18 protein-coding genes are annotated in these 15,548 nt (G+C 63.8%); 6 read left to right on the top strand and 12 right to left on the bottom strand.

Going from position 1 to position 15,548, the window contains the following annotated elements; translation table 11 throughout:
- Positions 1-2 precede the first annotated feature (2 nt).
- Positions 3-935: a DNA-3-methyladenine glycosylase family protein gene (locus EYW42_RS06330; protein ID WP_135534408.1), complete on the bottom strand. Its 933-nt coding sequence runs from the start codon at positions 933-935 to the stop codon at positions 3-5.
- Between the two features lie 91 nt (positions 936-1,026).
- Between EYW42_RS06330 and EYW42_RS06325 the strand changes: the two genes are divergently transcribed.
- Entirely contained in the window at positions 1,027-1,485 is a 459-nt protein-coding gene (locus tag EYW42_RS06325) for a DUF555 domain-containing protein (RefSeq protein ID WP_135534407.1), read from the top strand.
- A 155-nt stretch (positions 1,486-1,640) separates the two neighbouring features.
- On the opposite strand, the gene EYW42_RS06320 is transcribed toward EYW42_RS06325, so the two are convergent.
- The gene (locus tag EYW42_RS06320) at positions 1,641-1,880 is read right to left on the bottom strand and encodes a UPF0058 family protein (protein ID WP_135534406.1); all 240 of its coding nucleotides are present in this window, start codon (positions 1,878-1,880) and stop codon (positions 1,641-1,643) included.
- Between the two features lie 304 nt (positions 1,881-2,184).
- On the opposite strand from EYW42_RS06320, the gene EYW42_RS06315 reads away from it, so the two are divergent.
- Positions 2,185-2,589 (top strand): translation initiation factor IF-2 subunit beta, encoded by a 405-nt coding sequence (locus EYW42_RS06315; protein WP_135534405.1) that lies wholly within the window; start codon positions 2,185-2,187, stop codon positions 2,587-2,589.
- Here EYW42_RS06315 and EYW42_RS20085 read toward each other — a convergent pair whose 3' ends face one another.
- The 8 genes from EYW42_RS20085 to EYW42_RS06275 all read right to left on the bottom strand — a co-directional run bounded on the left by EYW42_RS20085 (position 2,590) and on the right by EYW42_RS06275 (position 11,574).
- Complete coding sequence (locus EYW42_RS20085; protein WP_135534404.1) at positions 2,590-2,769, bottom strand: DUF7836 family putative zinc-binding protein; 180 nt, start codon at positions 2,767-2,769, stop codon at positions 2,590-2,592.
- Between the two features lie 353 nt (positions 2,770-3,122).
- The gene (glmS, locus tag EYW42_RS06305) at positions 3,123-4,919 is read right to left on the bottom strand and encodes a glutamine--fructose-6-phosphate transaminase (isomerizing) (RefSeq protein ID WP_135534403.1); all 1,797 of its coding nucleotides are present in this window, start codon (positions 4,917-4,919) and stop codon (positions 3,123-3,125) included.
- Position 4,920: 1 nt separating this feature from the next.
- A complete protein-coding gene (locus tag EYW42_RS06300; protein WP_135534402.1) occupies positions 4,921-6,087 on the bottom strand; it encodes a sugar phosphate nucleotidyltransferase in 1,167 nt (388 codons plus the stop codon).
- 36 nt (positions 6,088-6,123) lie between these two features.
- A complete protein-coding gene (gene glmU, locus EYW42_RS06295; protein WP_135534401.1) occupies positions 6,124-7,344 on the bottom strand; it encodes a bifunctional sugar-1-phosphate nucleotidylyltransferase/acetyltransferase in 1,221 nt (406 codons plus the stop codon).
- A gap of 31 nt (positions 7,345-7,375) precedes the next feature.
- Positions 7,376-8,320 (bottom strand): NAD-dependent epimerase/dehydratase family protein, encoded by a 945-nt coding sequence (locus EYW42_RS06290; RefSeq protein WP_135534400.1) that lies wholly within the window; start codon positions 8,318-8,320, stop codon positions 7,376-7,378.
- 59 nt (positions 8,321-8,379) lie between these two features.
- Positions 8,380-9,276 carry an NAD-dependent epimerase/dehydratase family protein gene (locus EYW42_RS06285; RefSeq protein ID WP_135534399.1) on the bottom strand — a complete coding sequence of 299 codons (897 nt, stop codon included), beginning with the start codon at positions 9,274-9,276 and terminating at the stop codon, positions 8,380-8,382.
- Positions 9,272-10,414: an NAD-dependent epimerase/dehydratase family protein gene (locus EYW42_RS06280; RefSeq protein ID WP_135534398.1), complete on the bottom strand. Its 1,143-nt coding sequence runs from the start codon at positions 10,412-10,414 to the stop codon at positions 9,272-9,274. Before EYW42_RS06280 ends, EYW42_RS06285 begins: the two co-directional genes overlap by 5 nt.
- A gap of 311 nt (positions 10,415-10,725) precedes the next feature.
- Positions 10,726-11,574: a TrmB family transcriptional regulator gene (locus EYW42_RS06275; RefSeq protein WP_135534397.1), complete on the bottom strand. Its 849-nt coding sequence runs from the start codon at positions 11,572-11,574 to the stop codon at positions 10,726-10,728.
- Positions 11,575-11,668: 94 nt separating this feature from the next.
- Between EYW42_RS06275 and EYW42_RS20310 the strand changes: the two genes are divergently transcribed.
- Together EYW42_RS20310 and aglJ are read left to right on the top strand one after the other, a co-directional pair.
- Entirely contained in the window at positions 11,669-11,803 is a 135-nt protein-coding gene (locus EYW42_RS20310; protein ID WP_259371278.1) for a hypothetical protein, read from the top strand.
- Between the two features lie 343 nt (positions 11,804-12,146).
- The gene (aglJ, locus tag EYW42_RS06270) at positions 12,147-13,241 is read left to right on the top strand and encodes an S-layer glycoprotein N-glycosyltransferase AglJ (protein ID WP_135534396.1); all 1,095 of its coding nucleotides are present in this window, start codon (positions 12,147-12,149) and stop codon (positions 13,239-13,241) included.
- Here the strand turns inward: aglJ and EYW42_RS06265 are convergent.
- Entirely contained in the window at positions 13,238-13,564 is a 327-nt protein-coding gene (locus EYW42_RS06265; RefSeq protein ID WP_135534395.1) for a hypothetical protein, read from the bottom strand. The genes aglJ and EYW42_RS06265 overlap by 4 nt on opposite strands.
- Before the next feature lie 101 nt (positions 13,565-13,665).
- Here EYW42_RS06265 and EYW42_RS06260 point away from each other — a divergent pair, with 101 nt between their 5' ends.
- Positions 13,666-13,875 carry a ribbon-helix-helix domain-containing protein gene (locus EYW42_RS06260; RefSeq protein WP_135534394.1) on the top strand — a complete coding sequence of 70 codons (210 nt, stop codon included), beginning with the start codon at positions 13,666-13,668 and terminating at the stop codon, positions 13,873-13,875.
- Between the two features lie 97 nt (positions 13,876-13,972).
- Here EYW42_RS06260 and EYW42_RS06255 read toward each other — a convergent pair whose 3' ends face one another.
- Positions 13,973-14,386, bottom strand: a complete 414-nt coding sequence (locus tag EYW42_RS06255) for a hypothetical protein (RefSeq protein WP_135534393.1) — start codon at positions 14,384-14,386, stop codon at positions 13,973-13,975.
- A gap of 232 nt (positions 14,387-14,618) precedes the next feature.
- On the opposite strand from EYW42_RS06255, the gene EYW42_RS06250 reads away from it, so the two are divergent.
- On the top strand, positions 14,619-15,437 hold the full coding sequence (locus tag EYW42_RS06250) for an undecaprenyl-diphosphate phosphatase (RefSeq protein ID WP_135534392.1): 819 nt from the start codon (positions 14,619-14,621) through the stop codon (positions 15,435-15,437).
- Positions 15,438-15,548 lie beyond the last annotated feature (111 nt).

The following is a 15,548-nucleotide window of genomic DNA, read 5'->3' as shown; positions in this document are numbered from 1 at the left end:
GCTCACGCCGTCCGGAGATGATGAAATACGTAGGTCTGGACGTAACCGGCGTACGTCCCCTCGCCAGCCGACCCTGACGAACCGCCGTCCGCGGCGCTTGCCGGTGCGCCGAAGCGTTGGCGGATCGCGCGCGAGGTGTCCGCGTAGTTCCCGCGGTCGGCCTCGGGGTAGTACTCCTCGATAGTCGATCGGATCCAGGTGTCGAGCGGAACGGCTTCGAGGAAGTCGAGCGAGAACAGCAAGACGCAGTCGGCCACCTTGTCTCCGACGCCGACGAACTGCGTGAGGTAGTCGCGGGCCTCCTCGTACGGCAGGTCCCGCGCGTCGGCGGGGTGTGCCTCGCCGTCGGCGACCATCTCGGCGGTGCGCTGGACGTAGGGTGCGCGGTAGCCCAGTCCGAGATCCCGGAGTTCCGCCTCGGTCGCGCCCGCGAGTTGCTCCGGCGTCGGGAAGGCGTAATACGTCCCGCCGTCGAACTCGACGGGAGTGCCGTAGGCCTCGGCGAGTGCAGTCACCATCGAGTGGATGCGAGAGACGCGCATCTGTGCCGAGCAGATAAAGGAGACGAGACAGCCGAACGGGGGGTCCCGGACGAGTCGCAGCCCGCGGTAGGTGTCGTACGCCTCGCGGATCAGGTCGTCGTTGGGCGACGCCGCGACGATAGCCTCTAGGTCGTCGTCGAGTCGAAGGAGGTCGAACAGGTACGGTTCGGCGTCGGTCGTCGATTCCCACCGTAGTTCGGTCCCCTCCTGGCGCGCCCGGATCACCTCGCCGTCGACCACGGTGTAATACTGATCCGACCCGCCGTAGGGGTCGTCGGTCTCGTACATCCGTCCGTCTTCACGCCGCCAGAGATACGATTGACCGCTCTCGACAGTCGATTGCAGATCGAAGCCGCCGGGGAGCGCCGCCACGTCGATAACACCCGATTCCATCGGTCGTGTACAGGGCGGGACGGGGCTTGTCGGTTTCGAGTTCGGGGAGGGCTAAGCTTCTTACTGTTGGCCAATGAAGAACAATATACAGATGAACTGCAGAGTTGTCGTTGAGGCGGCAGTGCCGGTGTACGACGTAGGGAGTTCGGACGAAGCCGTCCGGATTGCCATCTCGAAAACGGGCGAGATGTTGAATCCGGATCTCAACTACGTCGAAATAAATATGGGAGAACGGACCTGCCCCCACTGCGGTGAGGGACAGGACCCTGCGTTCATCGCGGCCGACGAGAGCCTCGTCGCGCTGGAGCTCGAAATGACGGTGTTCAACGTCGAGCGCGAAGAGCACGCCTCTCGCATCGCCCGAAAGGAGATAGGGCAGCGACTGGAGAACATCCCGCTGGAGGTGATCGAGGTCGAAGTCATCGAAGACGAATCGGCCGACGAGGATTCGGAGGAACAGACCACCGACAGCGCCGACACGGACGAGGAGGCGGCGTCCGAGAGCGACGACGACGAGGTTCTCCCCGAGTTCGAGGACCTCATCGAGTAACGCAGGTCGTTCCGTACCGCTCGTCGACGAAACGACATTTCTGCAGTTTTCCCGAACGCCGAGGTGTAGCAGTGAGAACGAAAGAGAACGTGAGTTCTACTGGAACGCAGTAGCTACGGGGTGTAGTGAGCCACAGAACGCACGCGAGTTACCGTTCAGTCGGCGGTTGCGTGGACCGTTTCCGACTCTTCGTCGCCTTCCATCTGAGAAGTAATGCCGTTTGCCAGTGCAAAGACTGCGGCCTTGTGGTCTGTTTTTGATTTGTGAATCGATGTCGGTCGTACACCGAGAGCCTCGTATTCACTCAGATCGACGGTAACCTCGTGTCGCTCTTCGTGGTGATTGGAAACCTCTGCAAGCAGGCCGTGAAGGTGGATGAGCTCCTGCTTTTTCATAGACATCCACTGCTTACGACTGGAGGGTTATATTATTATCTTGAGTCCCGTTAACACATATCTCTCTATAGCCGGAGTATGAGGCTTAATACCAATGATTCTGCACGGATCGGATTGTAGATGTAACCCGAAGTACGTTGCAGTTCAAAGCCCTGGACGACGAAGTGATCTGACGGTGATATTACTCAAAGAGGGTGCAACTTCTCCGGCCCGAGTGACGCCGTTGCCCCCATGCAGGGGCCATCAGCACCCTCAATTGAGGAAAGCCGACAGTAATTTGTTCAGGAATCGGCATTGTACGCGTATGGATTACGACGATCAACTGAACCGTGCCATCGAAAAGACACCGGAGATAGAGGGGAGCAGCGACCGGTTCGACGTTCCGGAACCCGACGTACGCCAAGAGGGGAAATCGACCGTGTACGAGAACTTCCAGGACACGGTCGACACGCTCGGCAGGGACCACGACCACGTCGTGAAATATCTGCAGGACGAACTCGGAACCAGCGGCCACATCGACGAGAGCGGCCGGGCCAGACTGACTGGTGAGTTCGGCCAGGATCGGATCGCAGATGCCGTCGACGAGTACACTGAGGAGTTCGTTCTCTGCGACGAGTGCGGCCTACCCGATACGCGGATCGAACGCGAACAGGGCGTCCCGGTTCTCCGGTGTGAGGCTTGCGGCGCGCGCTCGGCGACCAGTTCGTGACTACTGGAGCGATTTCAACGTCTCCAGGTCGCGATTGGTCCGCGCGAACTCTGCCGTGCGTCGAGTGGCGTGACAGTTCGGGCAGTGGAACATACTGTCGTAGCGAGGCAGTTCGCTCGGCGACGACTCCCAATCTTTGGTACATTCAGGACAGACCAACTGGACAAACGCTTCCTCCATGAAAGGGACCCTCACGCGGAAGGGTGAAAAATCTTGTCGGCAGTTCGAGCGCCGGTGTGCAACGTAGCTAGCTTCGGACGAATCCGACAGTTCGGGTCCGCCTTTCGGTTGTCTCGCCGTCTGAGAGGGACTACTGTATAGTAGCGCTTGCAAGTCATCACACACTCGATCGCACGACTGCGTGCGATCGGATCTGTAAACAGTTGCAAGCGCTACTATAACTGTTTCCCGCTACGACCGCACGAGAACGTGCGGTCGATGCCGAAATGACTCACAGCAGTCCCTATCAGTGGCCGACCGCGTCGGAAGGGACGCGAACCGCCTCAGCCCCTACCGACCGCGGGGACTACTGGCTACTCGACTGTGACGCTTTTCGCGAGGTTCCGTGGCTTGTCGATAGAGCGCCCCATGATCTTCGCCACGTGGTAGGCGAACAATTGCAGGTAGACGTTCGCCAGGAGCGGTTCCAGTCGCCCGAGTTCGGGCACGTCGAACGTCGCATCGAGGAACTTTTCGGCTCCCTCATACGAGGAGATGCCGATGACGGGCGCGCCGCGGGATTCGACCTCCTTTACGTTGTTGAGCGTCGCCTTCGGGTTCGCCCCCTCCGTGAGAACCGCAAGCACGGGCGTGTTCGGCGTCACCAGCGCGAGGGTGCCGTGTTTCAGTTCGCCCGCGGCGAACCCCTCCGCGTGGGCGTAGGATATCTCCTTGAGTTTCAGCGCGCCTTCCAGCGCGACTGGACAGCCGAGTTTTCGGCCGACGAAGAAAAACGCCTCGCCGTCTACGTACTCCTCCGCCACCTCGCGGATCTCGTCTTCGACGTCCAGGATCTGCTGGATAGCCCCGGGGAGTCCGCGAGCGTTTTCGAGCAGTTCGCTCGCGTCGTCGGCCGACAGCATACCGCGTTCGCGCCCGAGATAGACGGACAGAAGCGACAGCGTCGTCACCTGCGCGGCGAACGTCTTCGTCGCCGCCACGCCGATCTCCGGGCCGGCACGGATGTAGATAGCGTCGTCGGCCTCGCGGGCGGCCGTGCTTCCGACGGTGTTCGTGACCGCCATCGTCCGAGCGCCGGCGCGGGCGGCCTCGCGCATCGCCGAGAGCGTGTCGGCCGTCTCGCCGCTCTGGGTGACGGCGACAACGAGCGTCCGCCACGGGTCGCGCCCGCCGGTGAACTCGTACTCGCTCGCAACCTTCACGGAGACGCGAACGTCCGCCAGTTCCTCGATCAACTGCTGGGCGTACAGGCCGGCGTGATAGGACGTGCCGCAGGCGACGACCTGTACCTCCTCGACGGACTGGAGATACTGCTCGGGCATGTCGAGTTCGAGGTCGACATCTCCGCCGACCGCGTCGACCCGACCCGAGAGCGTCTGGCGGAGCGAGCGGGGTTGCTCGTGGATCTCCTTCAGCATGTAGTGATCGTAGCCGCCCTTCTCCGCCGCTTCGGCTTCCCAGTCGACCGTCCGGACGGCCCGGTCGACGACACCCTCGTCGCCGTACACCGTGATGCCGTCGGCCGAGGCCGAGACGACGTCGCCGTCCTCGACATAGGACACCTCGCGGGTGTGTTCGAGGAACGCGGTGACGTCGCTGGCAAGGAAGTTCCCGTCCTCTCCGTGGCCGACGACGAGCGGGCTGTCCATCCGCGCGGCGACCATGCCGTCGTGGCCGACCGCCGTAACCGCGAAGGCGTAGCTCCCTTCCAGTCGGTCGAGAACGGCCTGTACCGCGCCGACCAGGTCGTCGCCGACGTACACCTCTTCCAGCAAGTGCGGGATGACTTCCGTGTCGGTTTCGCTGGTGAACTCGTGGTCCGAGAGTTCGTCCTGCAGGCTGTCGTAGTTCTCGATGATCCCGTTGTGGACCACGGCGATCCGCCCCTCGCAGTCGGTGTGCGGGTGGGCGTTCTCGTCGGTCGGTTCGCCGTGAGTCGACCAGCGCGTGTGGCCGATACCCAGTTTCGCGTCCGTCGACTCGGGCAGTTGGAGGTCGTCGATCTCGCCTTGCTGCTTGTACACCTCGATGGCACCGTCGTTGAGGGCGACCCCCGCGGAGTCGTAGCCGCGGTACTCCAGGTTCTTCAGGCCGGTCGCGACGACCGAGATGGGGGACGTATCGCCGACGTAGCCGATGATTCCACACATGCTATCCCCCCCGCACCTCCGCGTCGGGCGGAACGCGCCCGGAGACGGTGACCCCGTCTCCGACGCGCGCGCCGTCGCCAATGACCGTTCCCTCGTCCAGGACGACGCCCGCCCCGACGCTCGCGTTGTCCCCGACGACGGCCCCGAGGTCGACATCCTCGAAGTACGTGCCGTCGACGATCACGTCCGCGGGACCGCCGGGGGACGTGGAATTCGGCCCCACAGTCGCGTTCTCCGCGACGACGCAGTCGCGGAGGACCGCGCCGTCGTGGATAGTGGCGTCGTCGAACGCGACGACGTTCGAGAGGACGGCGTTCGCGCCGACAGTGACGTTGTTTCCGAGCGCTGTTCCCCGCCTGATGGTCGCGTTGGAACCGACGCGGGTCCCCGACCCGATCCGAACGTTATCGGCGACGTGGGCGCCCGCCTCGACGGTGCCGTTCTGTACCGGGTCGTCCGCCGCATCGAGAACCTGCGCCGTGACGGCCGTAACGTCCCAGAGATAGGAGACGTCGACCCAGAGGCCGCGGTATCGGACTGCGCGTACCGGACGGTCGCCGATCATGGCCTCTATCGCGGCGGTGAGCGCACGCTCGCCGTCGGAACCAGGGTCGATAGCGCGGATATACTCGAACACGGACTGGTCGAAGGCGTACACGCCGGCGTTGACGATATCGGACGGGACAGCGGCCGCGCGCGGTTTCTCCGTAATCCCCGAGACGCCGTCCCCGTCCAGCGTGACGACGCCGTACTCGCTCGGGTCGTCGGCGGGCGTGACGGCCATCAGCGTCCCGTCCGTCTCGGCGTGGTTTTCGACCAGCCGTTCGACCAGGCCGGCGGTGATGATCCGGTCGCCGTTGAGTACCAGAAAATCGTCGCCGACGGCCGATTCGGCCTGCAAAACGGCGTGACCGGTCCCGAGCTGTTTCCCCTGAGTCGCGTACTCGATGTCGACGCCCCAGCGGTGGCCGTCGCCGAAGTACGTCTGGATGCGTTCGCGCTTGTACCCAACGACGAGGACTATCTCGTCGATCCCCGCGTCTGAAACGGCTTCGATGACGTACTCCAGAAGCGGCTGGTTGGCGATGGGAACCATCGGCTTCGGTCGGCGGTTCGTCAGCGGTTCGAGCCGCTGGCCTTCGCCCGCCGCGAGGATAACTGCTTTCATAGCACGGTCCCTCTCATTGTGACTCACCGGTCGGATTCATATCGAATCACCTCTGTCTTCCATGACGGACTCCCCCGGCCGCGTCATCGCGCCGGCACTGAGTTTCGTCCCGGGGTTGAGACTCGTGTTGATCCCGGTTTTTACCCCGTCACCGAAGACGACGCCGAGCTTGCGACGGCCGGTGTCGACGCGTTCGCCCTTGACCGTCATCTTCACGTTGTCGTCGTCGTGCCGGAGGTTGGCGACGGTCGTCCCGGCCCCGAAGTTCGCGTCGCGGCCGACCACCGAATCGCCCACGTACGAGAGGTGGCCGGCGGACGCGCCGGCCATCAGGATGGAGTTTTTCACCTCGACGGCGTTGCCGACGCGGACGTCCGGCCCGATGACGCTCGCGCCGCGAACGTAGGCGTTCGGCCCGACGTCGGCTCCGGACTGGATGATCACCGGCCCTTCGACGTACGCGCCGTCGCGAACGCGAGCCCCTTCCTCGACGACGACGGGGCCTTTCAGCGTCGCTCGTTCCTCGACCTCGCCGTCGATCCGGCTCTCCAGGTCGTCGAGTTTCGCCTCGGTGGCGTCAAGCAACTCCCACGGCCGGCCGACGTCTAGCCAGCGGTCGTCGTGTTCGACGACGGCGACCTGATGGTCATCATCCAGCAGCATCTCCAGCGATTCGGTTATCTCGTACTCGCCGCGCTGGCTCATTCCGGTCCGCTCGATGTAGTCGAAGATAGCCGGGTCGAACGCGTACAGGCCGAGGTTCGCCAGGTTAGACGGCGGGTCGTCGGGTTTCTCGACGATGCTGTCGGCGTGCCTGAGACCGTCCGCACCGGTGCCGTCCAGTCCGACCACGCCGTACGAGGTGGGGTCGTCGACGCGCATCGTGGCGATGGTCGTCGTCCCGGTCTCCGCGAGGCGTCGGACGAGGCCGGGGTCGAAGACGACGTCGCCGTTCAGCGCGAGGAACCGCTCGTCGACGTGCGGTTCGGCTGTCCCGATGGCGTGGGCCGTTCCGAGTTGTTCATCCTGTTCGACGTAGTCGACCGGGAGGTTGCGAAACTCGTCGCCGACGTGCTCGCGGATAGCGTCGGCGTGATAGCCGACGACGAGGACGTAGCCGTCGACGACGCTCTCGCAGGCATCCATGACGTGTTCGAGCATGGGTTTGCCCGCGACGGGGAGCATCGGCTTCGGCCGGTTCGCGGTCAGCGGCCGCATCCGCGTCCCCTCGCCGGCGGCGACGACGACCGCTTTCATCGCGCCACCTCTCGGACTGTGCGGTCGACGGTCATCGTATCATCTCCCGGACCGCGCGTTCCACGTCGTACTCGGCCTCGAAGCCGATAGCCGTCTCGGCCTCGCTCGTGTCGACGGTGAAATCGCTCACGTCCGTCTCGCTCTCTCGGGGGTTCTCGACCATCTCGATAGGGACCTCGTATCCGCGCTCCTCGGCGACGGTAGCCTGGACGACCTCCGCGATGTCCTTGATGCTCCGGTCGTCGCCGCTCGCGAGCGTGAACGTCGTCGCGCCGTCGTCGCTCCCGACGAGTTCGTCGAGCGAGTGGGCGTACGCCCGGGCAACGTCTTTCACGTGTATGAAGTCGCGGGCCTGAGTGCCGGGTTCGTGGACGGTCAGCGGTTCCTCGGAGAGCGCCTTGTCGACGAAGATGTTGATGACGGTGTTCTTGCCGATCTCGCGGCCGCCGAGTTCGTGGTGGCCGTAGAGGTTCGATTTGACGTACACGTGTGCGGGGAACTGCCCGTCGGCGAGCTGATGGATGTCGTCCTCGGAGAGCGCCTTGCTCCGCCCGTAGAAGTTAAGCGGGTTCCGGGGATGGTCGGACGAGATGGGGAACTCGACGGGGTCGCCGATGATCGCCATGCTGCAGGGGAACACGAGCGGCGTCCCCCACTCGTGACAGAGCCACGCGACGTTTTCGGTGCCGCCGACGTTGACGTCGAACGCCCGCTCTTTGTTCTCTTCGCAGTCCGGAACGCCGCTAATGCCGGCCAGATGCATGATCGCATCCGTGTCGCTGAAGGCGGTACGGAGCGCGTCGCGGTCGCGGATGTCGACGCTCTCGACGGGTAGCCCGTCTATCTCCTCGACGTCGCCGGTCGAGAAGTCATCGATCGGGACGACCTCGTGGCCGGCGTCGAGCAGTATCTTCGTGACGCGGGAGCCGATATAGCCCGCGGCCCCGGTCACGCCTACGGTGTGCGTTTCTGTCATGTATGGGTTCTCAATGTGGTATCGGAAAGGCCTTCTGTGGGTTTTCGTCGTACGGTTCGTCAGTTCGCCGGTCCGTCGAACCTGTTCGAGAGGTCCGTAATGCCGTCGTGGAGGGAGTACTCGGGGACGAACTCTCGGTCCGCCATGCGGTCGAACGTCACGCTGTACGACGGCCCCGGGTCCTCGTCTTCGAGGTAGTCCGTTTCCACTTCGGTACCGACCGCGTCGGCCACCGCCGCGGCGATGTCCTCGATACGGTAGTTGCCCTCGCCGACGTTGTATCGGCCTTCCGGCCAGTGGAGGGCAGCCGCGAACGCACGGGCGGTGTCCTGGACGTGGAGGAACGGCCGCCAGTTCCGACCGTCGCCGTAGACGGTCAACGGTTCGCCCATCGTGGCGCGGAAGACGAAGGAGTTGACGACGAGGTTGAACCTGACGCCCGGACTCCACCCGTAGTTCGTCGCCAGGCGGAGCGCCACGGTTTCGACGTCGGCGTCGAAACAGGCGTCCTCCGCGGCGAGTTTGGACTCCGCGTAGGGGTTTCCGGGGTCAGTCGGGGAGGACTCGTCGAGGTCCGTCTCGTACGTTTCGCCGTACACGTTGCACGAACTGGCGAGGACGACCCGGTCGACGCCGGCGTCCTCCGCCGCCCGCAGGACCGTCTCGGTGCCGCCGAGGTTCACGTCGAACGTCTCTTCCCGGATGTCGTGAGTCTGGGCCGCGCCGGTGATCGCCGCGAGGTGGATCACCGCGTCGATGCCCGCCATGGCCTCTCGCACCCGTTCCTCGTCGCGGACGTCGCCGCGGACGAACTCCACGGCGGGCGCGTCGAGCAGGTTTCGCGGCGAGGACAGCGAGAAGTCGTCGAGGACCCGTATCTCGTGGGCCTCCTCGTCCAGCACCGGCAACAGGGCGCTGCCGACGTAGCCTGCGCCCCCCGTGACGAGGACGTTAATCGAGCAACACCTCCGGCAAGAACCGGTCCTCGTGTGCGGTGATCCGGCCGTCGTGGCGGGTCAGCGTGGTCAACACGTCGCGGATCCCCGCTTCGAGCGACTGCGGTTCGCCGACGAGGTCACCGAACTCCTCGTTTTCCATCTCCATCTTATGTTCCTCGTCCTCGTCGCGCGGGTTCTCGACGTGGGTGATCTCCACGTCCAGGTCGAACTCCTCGCCCACCTCCTGGATGGTCTCGGCGAGTTCGATGATCGAGACGGGGCGTGCGACCTGGTTGTACACGTCGACGTCGCCGCTGTCGCTGTGACCGCGTTCGACGAGCGTCGCGAGGCTCTCGACCGTGTCGCGGAGGCCTACCATCGGCTTGCGCTGTTCGCCCTTGCCGTAGACGGTGAGCGGGTAGCCCGCGACGGCCTGAGCGCAGAAGCGGTTGACCACGGTCCCGAAGTAGTAGTCGAAGTCGAACCGGGTCGGCAGTTCGAGTTCCTCCGTCTCCCCGGTTTCGGTCCCGAAGACGATAGCGGTACGGACGTCACTGACGGGTTGTCCCCACTGCGTGTTGGCGAGGCGCGCGTTCGCGTTGTCGAAGGACTTGGTGACGTGGTACCAGGACCCGCCCATCGCCGGGAACGGCACGTCGTCTCGCTCGCCCTGGTTCTCCATCGTCGCGCCGCCTTCGGGGATGGGGAACTCGGGCGCGCCGTAAACGCCGGTCGTGGTCGTCTCGATGAAGTGCGTGTCCTCCAGACCGGCCTCTTTCAGGCCGTAGAGCAGGTTGACGTTCATCGAGAGGTTGTTGCGCTGCGTGTACAGCGCACGTTCGCCGTTGATCTGGGAGTACGGCGCGCTCGGTTGGGCCGCCGCGTGGACGACCGTGTGCGGTTCGTGAACGTCGAGCAACTGCGTCACTTCGTCACGGTCCGCCAGGTCGGCGTAGACGAAACTCAGGTTCGGTTCCGCTGCGAAACGATGTTCCGGGTCGTCGACAGGGACCGCGGAGACGCTCCCCGCGTCTTCTACCCAATCGCGCCGTGCGAGGTTGTCAACGCCGACGACTCGCTCGTCGAGTCGTCGCGCCAGTCTGAGAGCGGTCGGCCAACCGACGTAGCCATCTGCACCGGTGACGAGAACCGTCATAGTTACTCAGGATATGAGTAACTTGGTTCATAAGCCTTTTGTCTGCCATACAATGTTTCGAGGGCTGAGGCCGCAGATCACCCGATAGTGGACGACAGACGGTGCGTCCTCGATAGCCGGTCTACGGCCAGCAGTCGGTACGGGCTCGGCAATCGATGCGTATTCGACAGACGGTGCACACTCGACAGTAGGAATACGGTCCACAGTCGATGCGACCTCGTCAGTCGAGACACTCTCGGCCGAGCGCTTGCGGCGGTCGATACGAGAATCAGTCCGTGGGAAATCGTTCCGTATGCGACCAGTGCGGACCGTTACTCTGGGTACTCGGTGACGCTCTCGTACTCCCAGATGAGGTCGAAATACCGTTTCATTCCCGCCACGAACGATCCGTTCTCGGTGATCGCCGCCTGCCGTCTGTGGTTCGGTACGTCGCGCTCTTCGACGAGGAAGAGGGCTTTCCCGCTGTCGTACTCCATGCTAGGGTCGACGAACGTCCCGCGCCACGGGAGCCGTTCCTCGGAGAAACGGATGTCGACCTGCGGGTACTCCTCGGCGATCCGGTCGACGATGTCCGCCTGGATCTCCTGTTTCTCCTCGGGGAGGTGCCGCGGGTGAAGGAAGAGAACGTCGACGCCGACGCGGTCGACCGCGTCGCTGAAGGCGGATTCGATCCCGTCGAAGTACTCGAAGCTGTTCGTGATGACGTGGACGCCGTCAGTCGCCGAGTTGTACAGCTGCCGCGTCTCCGATTCGCTTGGCTCGCCCACGTCGACGACGTAGAACAGTTCGGCAGTGGGCGAACGGTCCTGGTCCGCTTGCTCGAACCGCGGGCGGAACTCCGCGAGGAACTCGTCGCGGAGGTCCTCTACCTCGTTACAGTACCGTTCGTACTCCTGGCGACGGTTTTCCTTCACCCGTTCGAGGATCGTTTCCGGCGGTTTCGGCTGGTACTCCTTCGGCCGACCGGGATACACCTTGATGTATCCCATCTCCGCGAGCGAGTCGAGCACGCCGTAGATGCGAGCCTTCGGAATCCCTGTCGCCTCCGCGATGTCCGGCGCAGTCGTCCGGCCGGCGGAGAGCAGATGCGACAGCGCAGTCGCCTCGTACTCTTTCAGATCGAGTTGTTCGAGAAGTTCTGTTGGGTCACGTGCGGCCATTAGACACCGATTGAGACCCATCCCACGTAAATCGGCCGTTGCTCCCAAAGGTTTATGTCCCGCTCCACATTTGTTACTCACGAACTGAGTAACTATGTCCGACGGTACACCCGAAGACGAACCGGAAGCGTGCAGGGTCGACGACCACCTCGACGACGTCGACGACGGATGCGGGTGTACCGAGATCTGGGAACACCTGAGCGAGCGTCGCGAGGCGGCGGACGACTAACCGGACGTTCGGTCGGTGACTGCACGACGGACAGACGGATGTACGACTGGTGACTGTCTGGCTGACGGTTCTACGGCTGACAACTGACGGTTCTACGACAGACGGTTCTACGGCTGACAACTGACGGTTCTACGACAGACGGTTCTACGACTGACGACTCTACGAGGTTCGATTGTACACCGGGCGACTGCCTAGGAACGTTCTATGGTGACGGCGAGTGCGCTACTGATGAACTGCCGAGCGATCTTTCTCTGTCGAGCGATCTATCGAAGTGGACGGACTCGCCCGACGACCGATATCTGTGAAAGCAAACCTTTTGCGCCCGTGGATCGGAGTCACGGTAATGGCGGACTACCGGGACGTATGCGTGCTGATCCCGACACTGAACGAGGCGGCTACTATCGGCGAGGTCATCGACGGGTTTCGCGACCAGGGACTCGACACCATCCTCGTCATCGACGGCGATTCGTCGGACGGGACCCGAGAGATCGCCGAAGAGCACGGCGCTCGCGTCGTAACGCAGTCCGGGTCAGGAAAGGGACAGGCGATCCAGGAAGCGCTCTCGTACATCGACAGCGAATACGTACTGATGCTCGACGGTGACGGCACCTATCGCCCGGAGGACGCGCCGACGATGCTGGAACCGTTGCTCGCGGGCGACGCGGAACACGTCATCGGCAACCGCTTCGCCGACATGGAGGAGGGAGCGATGACTAGCCTCAACCAGTTCGGAAACGGGATCATCGACCGCGCGTTCCACTACATCCACGGGAAAGAACAGTACGACATCCTCAGCGGCTACCGGGCGTTCACCCACGAATCGGTCGACCGCCTTCGTCTGAACTCCGAGGGATTCGGCATCGAGACGGAACTCGCCGTAGAATGCGTGAAAAACGGCGTCGAGATAACCGAGGTCCCGATCAGCTATCTTGCTCGGCCCGAATCGTCCGAGACGAACCTCCACCCACTCTGGGACGGCGGCACGATCATCCTGACGCTGTATCGCCTCGCGAAAACCAACAACCCGCTGTTTTACTTCGGCAGCGTGGGGCTATCGGGGGGTCTGATCGGCGGCGGCCTCGCCGCGTACGTCGGCTACGAATGGTTCGCTCGGGGCGTGAGCCACGAAGTGATCGCCATCGTCGCCGCGTTTTTCGTCCTGTTCGGCGTCCAGTTGCTCATCTTCGGCGTCCTATCGGACGTGATGGTGACGCTACATCGCGACCAGATGCACCGGTTAGAGCGGATCGAGACTGAGCAAAAGCGGACTGATTCGCCTGGGATGCGTGACGAACCCGCACAGACGGGAACGGACCCAGTGGGCGAACACGTCGAGTCCGAACCTGAAGGCGAACACGTCGAATCCGAACCTGAAGGCGAACACGTCGAATCCGAACCTGAAGGCGAACACGTCGAATCCGAACCCGGAGACGACTAGAAGGGGAGCATCGCCTTCACCTGGTCGATGATGCCCGCGGGTGACGATCGGTGTTTCTCGAAGACCGGATGCAGAGCGTTCAGGAGGTCCTGTTCGGACTCGAACTCCCGTCGGCCCGTCTCCTCGATGGCGTCTGCGAGCGAAACGGTGCGCCCGGTCGCGTCGTACGGCACGTCGGGGTGATTCAGCACACCGACGATGTCGCCTCTGGTCGCCGGGAACGTCACGTCCACGCCGTCGAGTCTCGCGTCGACCGCTGCGATACCGAACTCGACCGCGTCGGGTTCGTCACCGTCGTCGTTCGCGGGCGGTCGTACTCCCATGCTCGCGGATACGAACGCCGCGGCAAAAAAGTTCGCTGAAACGCCGGACCTGCCCTCTGCGGGACGCAAAACCTTTCGGTCGGCCGACCCGCATCTCTGGTATGACTGACTACACGACCGTCTCGATCCCGAAAGACCTCGCCGACCGCGTCGACGAGACCATCGAGGGGACGAGTTTCCAGAGCACGAGCGACCTCGTCCGGTTTCTCCTCCGGAGCATCGTCATCCAGCACCAGCAACAGGGGGAACTGACGGAGGCCGAGTTCGACGAGATAACGGACCAGCTACAGGATCTCGGCTATCTGGAGTGAACGAGGTTCTCGGCTGTCTGGAGAGAATCAAGGTCCCAGCTATACGGAGTGAGCCGCATCCGACTACCGCCGCATCACGCTGCGCCCGATCGGACGGTCACGCTATCGTGTCCTGCGGCGGTTCTGCGTCGACGATCGTCAGTTCCTGGCGGCGGCCCCGGCGGTCGAACGCAGCGAGGGTCTCCGCCTCCCAGGGCGGGACTGCAACGAACACGACCTGTGCCAGGTCGTCCGTTCGGGACACTTCGAGATCCCCCTGGGGGTGCGAGACGAACCGGCCCTGCGTCTGGCCAGACGGCGTGGAGAGGTCCACTCCGAACACCGCCGTGACCGACCGGCCGCTGTCCGGGAGATAGAAATCGGTAAACACCGGTGCCTCCGGCGGCAGGTCGTCCGCCCCCGTCAATTCGCTTGCGTCCGTGACCGCCAGTCTCGCTGTGACGGACCCCGGCTCCGCGTCGCGGGCGATATCGAGCAGGACCGTTACGAGACCGCGGGTAACGTACACCACACTCGTGTTCGGACGGCAGGCGGCAAAGATGTATCGCCGGTTCGTGATTTCGCCGGCGGTGATATCGCACGGGGGCCAGGGGCGTTATCGCGCAGCAGTCAGAGGTGTTCTCGCGCGGCAGTCGGGGGATCTCCCCACGCATTGGAAGCGGTATCGCGCCCACGTCGGAAGTGATGTCCCGCTTTCACCGAGGATCCGAAGACATTTCTCCGACGGGTGAGCGGAGTAGCGCATGGACCGCGCCACGCTCGTCGCGCTCGTCGCCGGAATCCTTCAGGGGATCTTCGAGTGGCTGCCGATATCGAGCGAGGGCAACGTCGCCGTCTTTCTCACCGCCGTTGGTTCCTCACCGGGCGCTGCCGTCCAGTTTTCCCTGTTCCTACACGTCGGGACCGCGCTCTCGGCGTCCGTCTACTACCGCGAAGAGATACTGGAAGCGGTACGCCTCGCTCCTGACTGGCGAGCATCCGACGCGTTCGACGGCGAAACTGCCGACCTCTCCTTTCTCGTGATCGCGACGTTCGCCTCCTTCTGCGTGGGCCTTCTCGCGTATCTCACGCTCGACCACGTGGTCGGCGAACTGAGCGGTGGCCTGTTCGTCGCGGGCGTCGGCGTCTTGCTCGTTGCGACCGGAGTGTTCCAGCGCCTCGCCGACGAACAACCGATCAGTACGCGGACGACCCCCACACTCGTTGACGCGGTACTCGTGGGCGCGCTGCAGGGGCTGGCCGTCCTCCCTGGCGTCTCCCGGTCCGGGACGACCGTCGGGGCGTTACTCTTGCGCGGCCACGACGGTCCCGAGTCGTTCCGCCTCTCGTTCCTGCTCAGCGTGCCCGCCGCCCTCGGCGCTGGCGCGCTGACGGTTCTCGACGAGGGCGGGATCCCAAGCGTCGACCCCCTCCCCGCGCTCGTCGCCCTGACGGCCGCCGCGATCGTCGGCTACCTGACCATCGACGCCCTCATGCGCGTCGTCGAACGCGTCGACTTCTGGGCCGTCTGTCTCGGCCTCGGCAGTCTGGCGACGCTCGGCGGCGTCGTACTCCTGCTCTGATAGGGCCCGTTGTACGTCAGTTCAGTATTTCGCCGACGCGGGGGCGGCGAATATCGTGACACAGTTCTAACAGCCCTATGAAACCGACAGGCTCATTTCGACTCTCACGAC

It is taken from the genome of Halostella pelagica, from assembly GCF_004762015.1.
Lineage (GTDB): Archaea > Halobacteriota > Halobacteria > Halobacteriales > Natronoarchaeaceae > Halostella > Halostella pelagica.
Note: the sequence above shows the minus strand (reverse complement) of the source record. Positions and strands in the feature narration are given on the sequence as shown.